General features: G+C 72.9%; 9 protein-coding genes. 3 read left to right on the forward strand and 6 right to left on the reverse strand.

The window, feature by feature from the left end; all coding sequences use genetic code 11:
• Nucleotides 1-218 precede the first annotated feature (218 nt).
• Nucleotides 219-938 carry a PspA/IM30 family protein gene (locus ACWGIU_RS19330; RefSeq protein ID WP_453707370.1) on the forward strand — a complete coding sequence of 240 codons (720 nt, stop codon included), beginning with the start codon at nt 219-221 and terminating at the stop codon, nt 936-938.
• A 149-nt stretch (nt 939-1,087) separates the two neighbouring features.
• Here ACWGIU_RS19330 and ACWGIU_RS19335 read toward each other — a convergent pair whose 3' ends face one another.
• From ACWGIU_RS19335 to ACWGIU_RS19360, 6 genes are all read right to left on the reverse strand, one after another.
• Nucleotides 1,088-3,697: a SpoIIE family protein phosphatase gene (locus tag ACWGIU_RS19335; RefSeq protein WP_453707382.1), complete on the reverse strand. Its 2,610-nt coding sequence runs from the start codon at nt 3,695-3,697 to the stop codon at nt 1,088-1,090.
• Between the two features lie 208 nt (nt 3,698-3,905).
• On the reverse strand, nt 3,906-4,334 hold the full coding sequence (locus ACWGIU_RS19340) for an ATP-binding protein (RefSeq protein ID WP_453707372.1): 429 nt from the start codon (nt 4,332-4,334) through the stop codon (nt 3,906-3,908).
• Nucleotides 4,335-4,487: 153 nt separating this feature from the next.
• Complete coding sequence (locus tag ACWGIU_RS19345; RefSeq protein ID WP_453707374.1) at nt 4,488-4,898, reverse strand: (deoxy)nucleoside triphosphate pyrophosphohydrolase; 411 nt, start codon at nt 4,896-4,898, stop codon at nt 4,488-4,490.
• Nucleotides 4,899-4,937: 39 nt separating this feature from the next.
• The gene (locus ACWGIU_RS19350; RefSeq protein ID WP_030764821.1) at nt 4,938-5,123 is read right to left on the reverse strand and encodes an SPOR domain-containing protein; all 186 of its coding nucleotides are present in this window, start codon (nt 5,121-5,123) and stop codon (nt 4,938-4,940) included.
• A gap of 444 nt (nt 5,124-5,567) precedes the next feature.
• The gene (locus ACWGIU_RS19355) at nt 5,568-6,320 is read right to left on the reverse strand and encodes a GntR family transcriptional regulator (protein ID WP_328961829.1); all 753 of its coding nucleotides are present in this window, start codon (nt 6,318-6,320) and stop codon (nt 5,568-5,570) included.
• A gap of 170 nt (nt 6,321-6,490) precedes the next feature.
• Nucleotides 6,491-7,660, reverse strand: a complete 1,170-nt coding sequence (locus tag ACWGIU_RS19360) for a DUF4190 domain-containing protein (protein WP_453707376.1) — start codon at nt 7,658-7,660, stop codon at nt 6,491-6,493.
• 239 nt (nt 7,661-7,899) lie between these two features.
• Here ACWGIU_RS19360 and ACWGIU_RS19365 point away from each other — a divergent pair, with 239 nt between their 5' ends.
• The gene (locus tag ACWGIU_RS19365; protein WP_453707378.1) at nt 7,900-8,991 is read left to right on the forward strand and encodes a threonine synthase; all 1,092 of its coding nucleotides are present in this window, start codon (nt 7,900-7,902) and stop codon (nt 8,989-8,991) included.
• A gap of 280 nt (nt 8,992-9,271) precedes the next feature.
• On the forward strand, nt 9,272-9,516 hold a 245-nt coding region (locus tag ACWGIU_RS19370), incomplete at its 3' end, for an isocitrate lyase/phosphoenolpyruvate mutase family protein (RefSeq protein ID WP_453707380.1).

The raw sequence follows: 9,516 nt of genomic DNA on the forward strand, positions 1-9,516 counted from the left end.
GGGGCGGCGCCGTACTGGGCGGGATCATCCTCGGCGAGATCCTGCGGGGCGGCGGGGGCTTCGGAGGCGGTTTCGGAGGCGGCGGGGGCGGGGGCTTCGGAGGCGGGGGCGGCAGCGGTCCCGGCTCTTTCGGCGGCGGCGGAACCCGCGGCCGCATGGGCGGCGGCGGCCGCTTCTGAAACTGCACACCCATCGGCCCTGACCAGGAGAGACCCCTCATGAGCAAGCAGACCGTCCTCGGCCGCGTCACCCAGCTCGCCAAGGCCAACATCAACGCGTTGCTGGACCAGGCGGAGGACCCGCAGAAGATGCTGGACCAGCTGATCCGGGACTACACGAACAACATCTCGGAGGCGGAACAGGCGGTCGCGACGACCATCGGCAACCTGCGGATGCTGGAGGCGGACCACACGGAGGACGTGGAGGCGGCCGCCGAGTGGGGCGGCAAGGCCCTCGCGGCGAGCGAGAAGGCGGACGAGCTGCGGGCGTCGGGGGCCACGGGGGACGCCGACACGTTCGACAACCTCGCGAAGGTGGCGCTGGGCCGGCAGATCCGGTCCGAGAAGGAGGCGAAGACCGCGGAACCGACGATCGCCGCCCAGACGGAGGTCGTCGCCAGGCTCAAGTCCGGCCTGGACACGATGCGGAACAAGCTGACGGAGCTGCAGGCGAAGCGTGATGAGCTGGTGGCGCGGGCGAAGACGGCCCAGGCGCAGAACACGATGATGGACGCGGTGAAGAGCATCGACGTCATGGACCCGACGAGCGACCTGGCGCGCTTCGAGGACAAGGTGCGGCGGGAGGAGGCGAGGGCGCTGGGCCGGCAGGAGCTCGCCGCGTCCTCCCTGGACGCCCAGTTCGAGGCCCTGGACGACCTCGGCAAGACCTCGGAGATCGAGGCCCGCCTCGCCACCCTCAAATCCCGCAAGGCCGCCTGAGGCCGCCGAAGGCCCGGGCGACGGCCGCCCAGGCCCCGGCCGCGTGGCAGCAGCCCTTCGAGAGAGTCGTGCGGGGCGTCATCACCCCGCAGCCCGACCGGGGAGGGGGCCGCCACGCGTCATCGGCCCCTGCCCCGGCGGGCGGGCGCTCAGCCGTACATGCTCAGCAGCTGCTCCGCCGACAGTTCGGCGACGGCCTCCGCCGCCGCGCCGGGCAGCGGGAGTTCGAACCAGACCGTCTTGCCCCGGTGGGTGCGGCGCGTGCCCCAGCCCGCCGACAGCAGGCCGACCAACTGGAGGCCGCGGCCGCCCTCGTCGGTGTCGCGGGCGCGCCGACGGCGGGGCTGGACCAGATTCGCGTCCCAGACCTCGCAGACCAGCGTGCGGTCCAGCAGCAGCCGCAGCCGGATCTCGCCCTCCCCGTAGCGCAGGGCGTTGGTGACCAGTTCGCTGACCAGGAGTTCGGTCGTGTCCAGCAGGCCCTCCAGGCCCCAGGCCGGGAGCTTGGCCCGGGCCAGTTCCCGGGCCCGGCCCACGGAGCGGGCCTCGCGCGGCAGTTGCCAGTCGCCGACCGCGTCCACCGGCAGGCCCTGCACCCGTGCCATGAGCAGGGCGATGTCGTCCTCGCCGTGCCGGGTGTCGAGGGTGTTCAGCACGTGGTCGCAGACGTCCTCCAGCGGCCGGACCGGATCCGCGAGGGCCGCGCGCAGTCCCCGCAGCCCCTCCTCCAGGGGATGGTCGCGGGATTCCACGAGCCCGTCCGTGTAGAGGGCCAGCAGTGCGCCCTCCGGCAGGTCGACCTCGACCTCCTCGAAGGGTTCGCCGCCCACCCCCAGCGGCATCCCGGGCGGCACCTCCAGGAGCAGTGCGGGCCGCGGGACTCCGGCCTCGTCCGGGGGTTCGACCAGCACGGGCGGCATGTGGCCCGCGTTGGCGATGGTGCAACGCCGCGTCACCGGGTCGTAGACCGCGTAGACGCAGGTGGCGAGGTACACCTCGGAGCGGTCCGCGTCCCGCGAGTGCAGGGCCGCGCGCGAGGCCTGCTGGGAGCCGCCGGGGGCGCCGAGGCCGCGGGCGATCTCGTCGAGCGCGGTCAGTACCTCCGCCGGTTCGAGGTCCAGCAAGGCGAGGGTCCGTACGGCGGTCCGCAGCTCTCCCATGGCGACGGCGGCCCGCAGACCGCGGCCCATGACGTCCCCGACGACCAGCGCGGTGCGGTGGCCGGGAAGCTCGATGACGTCGAACCAGTCGCCGCCGACCTCGGTGGCCGCGTTGCCCGGCAGGTACCGGCAGGCGATGTCCAGGCCGGCCGCCTCCGGGTCGCCGGGGGGCAGCAGGCTGCGCTGCAGGATGAGCGCCCGCTCGTGCTCGCGCCGGTAGAGCCGTGCGTTGTCGATGCACACGGCGGCCCGCGCGGCCAGTTCCACGGCCACCGCCCGGTCCCGTTCGCCGAACGGCTCGCTGCCCTTGGTACGGGAGAACTGCGCGAGCCCGACGACCGTGTCGTGGGCGACCATCGGCACGACCAGCGTGGACTGGACGAGGTCCTCCGGTCCGCCGCCCTCGATCAGCCGCGTCCGCGCCGTACGCAGGGCCATCGCGCCCGGCGACGCGGCCGGGTAGCGGTGGATGTCGCCGACGGAGACCAGGGCGCCCGGACCCGACAGCGGGGCGTCCGAGACGGCGGACGCGAAGGCCACCCGGCGCAGGGCGGCCGAGGGCGTCCGCGCCGGGCCCTGGCCGGGCAGGCTGGGCACGCCCGGGCCCTGCGGCCGGGCGGGCCGGTCGTCGTCGCCGAGCAGCAGGCCCTGGTAGAGGTCGACGGCGGCCAGGTCGCAGAAGCCGGGCACGGTGACGTCGAGGAGCTCGCGGGCGGTGGTCTCCAGGTCGAGGGAGTTCCCGATGCGGTGCCCGGCCTCGTTGAGTAGGGCCAGGTTACGCCGGACCCCGGCGGCCTCGCGGGCGGCGAGGTGGCGGCGGGTGACGTCGGTGCCGATCCCGGCGACACCGATGGGGCGGCCGCTGCCGCCGTGGACGCGGTAGAGGTTGATGGACCAGTGGCGGTTCTCCCGGCTGCCGGGGGCGGCACCGGTGATCCGCAGGTCGGTGACCGAGTCCCCGGTGTCCAGGACCCGGCGCAGGGCTTCGGCCATCCGGTCGGCCTCGTGCGCGGGCAGGTAGTCGTGCACGGTCCGGCCGCGGTGCTCCTCGGCGGCGCCCCCGAAGACGGTGGCGAACCGGCGGTTGGCCCGCTGCACGGTGAGGTCCGTGCCGAAGAGCAGAAAGCCGAAAGGAGATTGGCCGAATATCGCCTGTGAGGCCGCCAGATCGGATTCGATCCGGCGCAGCGCGCGTACGTCGACGACGACACACAGCGCGGCCCGCTCGGCGGTCTCGGTCTGGGTGGGCATCACATAGATCTCGGCCACGCCGTGCGCGCCGTTGCCGCCCGGGATCCGGAAGGGGATCAGGCCCGTCCATTCCTTGCCGTCGAGGATCTCGGCGACCCTGCGGTGCGCGTCGGGGCGCAGCTCGGGCGGCATGAAGGCGTCGACCGGGTCGCGTCCCACGGCCTGGGAGGCGCTCAGCCCGAACAGTTCCTCGGCGCGCAGGCTCCACTGATCGATGAGCCCGTCGGGCCCGATCGAGAAGGAGGCAACCTTTATGTAGTCATATATCGAGCCAGGCGGACTGCTGTGCCACAGGGCGTCGTGCCATGTCTCTCGCGGCACGTCGGTCTGATGTGCCTGCGCAGGTATTTCGCTCACGCGACCGTCCCCTCCAGCTCACCGCAACCGGACCGGCCATGACCGAAGTATTCAGCACCACGGCCCCGGACGGCACGGCGTTCACGATCACAGCACGGTCTCGATGATTTCGAGCCATGTCGCGCGATCTCCTCCGAGTCCCTCTCCCGGCTGTCGCCAGGAGGCGTTACACAAAGGTCACACGCCATCGTTCACCTTGTTACTCACCAGGAAGAGCCAACTCGAACCACACAGTCTTGCCCGATTTCCCGTGCCGGGTTCCCCAGCGCCGCGAGGAGACGGCGACCAGGTGCAGGCCGCGACCTCCCTCGTCGTCGTGGTCCGCCACCCGCTCGCGGGGCGGATCCGGAAGCGGATCGGAAACCTCCACCAGCAGCGCGGGGCCGCCCGCAGGGCTGTCGACGGCTGGATTGCGCCGTTCCAGGCGGACTCCGATGGGGCCTGAGGCGTACCGCAGGGAATTGGTGACGAGCTCACTGACCAGCAGGACGGTCACATCGCCGACGACTTCCAGGCCCCAGTCGTGCAAGGTTCCGCGGACGGCGTGGCGGGCGGTGCGGACGGCACCGGGCTCGGCGGGGAAGGCCCACTCGGCGCACTCACCGTCTGTGTCGATCACGCCGATCACTTCCCGGGCCAGCAGCGACCCCAGTCCGGTTCGTCGGGGACGAAAAGGGGACGAGATAGGGATTAATAGCGACATACCCGATATTCAGGGCGTCGTACCACTCGATCCCCCACCACCGGCGCACTGTGGCGCAGACGGCCTACCCCGCGAGCGTCACGCGCCCCCGCCGCCGTCCCGGCTCAGCCTGCGGCCGGCCTCGGCGACCGCGGGCCGGTCCTGGTCCAGCCAGTCCACCGACTCCAGCTCCTCCGGCCCGAGCCAGCGCAGCTCGTCGTGGTCCTCCAGCGGGGCGGGCACCCCGGAGAGCAGCCGGGCGGTCCACACGTGCAGGACGAGCCCGGGCCGCAGCGGCCACTCCCCCGGGATCCGCTCCAGCGGCTCGGCCTCCACGCCGAGCTCCTCGCGCAGTTCGCGCACCAGCGCATCGGGGACGGACTCACCCGGTTCGGCCTTCCCGCCCGGCAGCTCCCAGCGTCCGGCGAGCTCGGGCGGTGCGCTGCGGCGGGCGGCCAGCAGGCGCCCCTCATGACAAAGGGCTCCGCCCACGACCACTCGTACCGTCATGGGCGGAGCCTATGTCAGCGTCGCCGGGCGCTGCGACGCTCAGTTCATCGTGGCGGTCCGACCGATCCGCTCGACCCAGTAGAGCTGCTTGTGCCCTCGGTCCTCAAGGCTGTCGGCGACCTTCTGGGCCTCGGCCCGGGTGGCGTACCGGCCCACCCGGTAGCGGTTGCCGTTGTCGTCCTCGCGTATGACCAGCCACGGAAGCAGGGCACCGCTGTCGTTCATTGCGTTTCACCCTCCGCCGACGTACGTACCTGTCCGGGAAACCGCATTGCGCATATGCCTGAGCTTACGCCCGACCTTTACGGAGCGGATACGGTTTTTCACGAAGAGGTACCTCACAGGCGTACGCATCCGGCCATGCGTACGAGTGGGCCGTGCGCGCCGGTTCGAACGGGGCGCACCGGCGGCCGGGGCGGGACCGCCGCGCCACCGGGCGGCGGGCATCCGCGCAGGTGGCGCGGGGGAAGTGGCGGGATGTCCGGAGTGATCGCGGCCGCGGTGCGGGGGAAGGGGGTCCCGGCATACGGACCGAACGGTCCGGGGACGCCCGGGGCGGGGAGGTGCGGGCGCTCCCCATCGCGCCGAAATCCGCCGGGTCGCCGACGTCCGGTGAGGCGCGCGTGAACCCCCGGGCGCGGCCCGGGGGTTGGTCTCGCGGAGGAGCGGCTATCTCACCGGGAGGTGGTACGCCAGGCGGTAGCGGTCCGCCGGGACCACCACGTCGGCGGTCTCCACGGCCCGGCCGGAGGCGTAGTAGGTGCGCCCGATCACCAGCACCACGTGCCCCGGCACCCCGCCGAGGAGCAGGATCTCCTCCGCCAGTCCGGGCCGGGCGCCGACCTCCTCGACCACGTTGTCCACGACTACGTCGATCGCGGCCATCCGGTCGACCACGCCGGAGCCGCCCAGCGGCCCTTCCTCGGGCAGCATGACGGGGGTCCGGCCGGTCACGGCCAGCGGCTCCCAGGAGGTGGAGAGCATCATCGCCTCCCCCGCGTCGCGGAAGACGTACCGCGTCCGCATCACGCGCTCGCCCGGCTCGATGCCGAGCCGCTTCGCGATCTCGGCGGGCGCGGCCGCCTGCTCGCTGCTCGACTCCCAGGTGCCGCGCGCGCCGACGTCGGCCTGCTCCTGCCGGAACGGCGTCGAGGCGCCGCCCGTGCGGTAGCCGGCGCGTGCGACCCGCCGCGGGACCGGCTGTTCCCGTACGTACGTGCCGGACCCGGACCGGCCCTCGACCAGCCCCTCCGCCATGAGGACCTTGCGCGCCTCCAGGGCCACGGTGTCGGAGACCCCGTACTCCTCGCGGATACGTGCCTGAGAGGGAAGCCGGGCGTGCGGGGGCAGAGAACCGTCGACGATCTTCCGTCGCAGATCCCCGGCCACGCGCAGATAGGCCGGCTGCTCACCGAAAGTCACGGGCCACTCCCATCGGGTTGACAGACAGCTACACCCTGGCAACCGACGGTTGAAGACCGCAAGCAAGGGCCAGAGTTTCACTCGAAGTGATGAAGCCAGGTCACTCAAACCCGTTACCCTGCGTTACCCCACCGCCGTCATGGCGAGGTCATGGCGACGTCCTCCCGACGTCATGCCGACTCGGACGAGGGCCCCCCGCCGGGCCCGCCATCCCGGTCCTCCAGGTCGCCCTCGCTGTCCTGCAGCCACTGCGGAACCGTCGTCGAAAGCCCGTACGCACCGCGCAGAGCCCGCTCCGTCTCCAAGGACATCGCCGCCCGCGCCCGTTCCCACTTCTCGTTGAAGTCCTCCGGCGTCCTGGCCTGCGAGGCGCGCTGCCACTGCGCGCGCGCCGCCTCGATCTCCCTCAGCTGCGCCGGTACGGCCTTCCCCATCCCCGGCCGGGCCGTTTCCCCCTGGAGGAGCTTCGCCTCGGCGCCCAGCACCGCGTACACCTCTCGCGCCCACGCCTGGTACTCCGGCAGCACGTCCTCCACATCACTCTCGGGAGGCCGGCTCATGACGAACTCGACGGAGTTGGCGGCCCGCAGGAAGGCCGACTGGTCGGGCCTCAGCATCGCGGCGTCCTGGCGCAGACTGCCCCGCCACTCCTCGTCGGTCGTACCGATCACGCAGAGCAGCGCCCGGTCCCCCTGGCGCAAGGACTCGCGCGAGGGCGCGTAGTAGAACATCTCCGCGTACTCGGGAAGCGCCCACGTGTCCATCGCGTACTCGTCCTGAGCCTTCCAGCACGTGTCCTCGGACGCGCGGTCGGCCGCGCGGGACTCGGGATCGTCCGGCACATCCAGCACCTTGGAGGCGGTGACCTCACCGTGATGCACCCGTGCGCAGTCGATCCGGTACGCCGCGGGCCGCTCGTCGATCAGGTCCCCGCCCGGAACGTTGAAGCAGTCACCCGCCCGCAGGTCGTCGAGGTCCGTGAGCTCGCCCTCGACGTCGGAGTACCGGCGCAAGGACTCCAACCGGTCGTCGACGGAGCTCAGCACCCGCTCGGCGGTGAACACCAGCGCGCCGGTCATCACCACGGACACCACCAGGCCCACGATCGCCAGGACCTTGCCCCGGTCGCCCCGCTTCGTGATCTGTACGAGGGCCGCGATGCCGAAGGCCATGCCGAGCGGCGGCAGGCACAGCAGCCCGGACAGCAGCGAGGCGAGTGCGAAGCCGTTGAGCGCCGGCGGCTGCTGGACCTGACCGGGCGGCGGACCCCAGCCCTGGTGCGGGGGCGGCGGGGGCCAGGAGGGGCCCGGTCCGGGAGGGGGGCTCGGCGGGGTGCTCACGGGGGCGGACTCCATCGCAGGGCGGCATCGCGGGCGCCGCGCCGCAGAGGGCGCGAACGAATGCGCGAAATAGTACGCAGCCCAGGTGCCCGGCGGGGCGGTCACCCCCGCCGTTGCGCACGGCCCGGTCGGCGCCCGCGGCTCCCGCGCCGCGGTGCGTGAGGGGACCCCGCCGATGATCACTGACGACTAACATCCGTGCTGTACACCGGCCATGACCGAGCAAAGGTGTTCCACACATGCACGCACTCCCCGGCTACATCTGTTCCGAGGACGGCACCCGCGCGGACGTCCGGACCGCCCCGTGGGCGTGCCCGGTCTGTGGCGGACCCTGGGACCTCGATTACACGCCGGACCCGGCCGCGGCGCTGGAACCGGCCGCGGGACCGAACTCGCTGTGGCGGTACGGCTCCGTGTTGCCGCTGCCCGGGGCGTTCTCCGTGTCGCTGGCCGAGGGGCACACTCCGCTGATTCCGCTGGCGGAGCGGATCCACGCCAAACTCGACTTCCTGATGCCCACGCTGTCCTTCAAGGACCGGGGCGCGGTGATGCTCGTGGAGCTCGCCCGGCGGCTCGCACCGCAGCGGGTCGTGGCGGACAGCAGCGGCAACGCCGGCAGGTCGGTGGCCGCGTACTGCGCACGCGCCGGACTGAACTGCGAAGTCTTCGTCCCCGAGGGCACGTCGGAGAAGAAGACGGCACGGATCCGGGCGCACGGCGCTGCCGTCCGGGTGGTCCCCGGCGGCCGCGAGGCCGCCGCGCAGGCCGCCCGGGCGGCGGCGGACGCGCCCGGGGTCTTCTACGCGAGCCACGTGTTCAACCCGTACTTCCTGCACGGGACCAAGACGTACGTGTACGAGGTGTGGGAGGAGCTGGGCGGCCGGCTCCCGGAGACCCTGGTGGTCCCCGTGGGCAACGGCACCCTGCTGCTCGGGGCCGCCCTGGCCGTGGAGGAACTGGCCCGGCGCGGGGTCAGGCCGCCGGCTCTGATCGCGGTCCAGGCGGAGGCGGTGGCACCGCTCGCGCAGGCGTTCACGGCGGGCGCGGAAGAAGCCGCTCCGGTGGAACAGCGGCCGACCCTGGCCGAGGGGATCGCGATCCCGGCGCCGCCGCGCGCCCGCCAGATCCTGGCGGCGGTCCGCAAGTCCGGCGGCACCGTCCTGACCGTCCCGGACGACCGGCTGCGCGAGGCCCGGCGGGACCTGGCCCGCCGCGGCCTGTCCGTGGAGCCGACGGCCGCCGCCTGCTGGGCCGCGGTGGGTCCGTCGGCCCCCGGGGATCCCCTGCGGGGCCGCTCCGCCGTGATCCCCCTCTGCGGCGCTGACATCTGACGCTGTGACCGGAAAGGTTCACCGGTCACGACGCCCGGCACGGCACCTCGCCGCCTTGTCGGACCGCGCACGTACCTCCGGTACGAGCCGCGGCCCTCCGCCTTGGGACGCTTCCCCTCGGCCCTGCGGGCCTGGGGAGACCCCATGGCACCGGACGCCGCAACCCGGCAACCCTTCCCGGCCACAGGACTGGGAGGCCGCACCGCACCCGCGCCCCGATCCCCACCTCCATGTCGGAATTCCGCGAGCCCGGACGCGCCCGGTCTGATGAACTGACCCCATGACCGACCATGTTGATCTCGCCGCCCGCGCCAGGGCGTTCGCTGCCCTGCACACCCCCGCCGCCCCGCTCGCCCTCGCCAACGCCTGGGACGTGGCAAGCGCCCGCATCGTCGAGGCCGCCGGCGCCCCGGCCATCGCCACCACCAGCGCCGGCGTCGCCTGGTCCCTCGGGTCCCCCGACGGCGACGCGCTCGCCCGGGACCGGGCTCTCGACCTCGTCACCCGCGTGGTCGCCGCCGTCTC

This window comes from Streptomyces sp. NPDC054840, assembly GCF_053611065.1.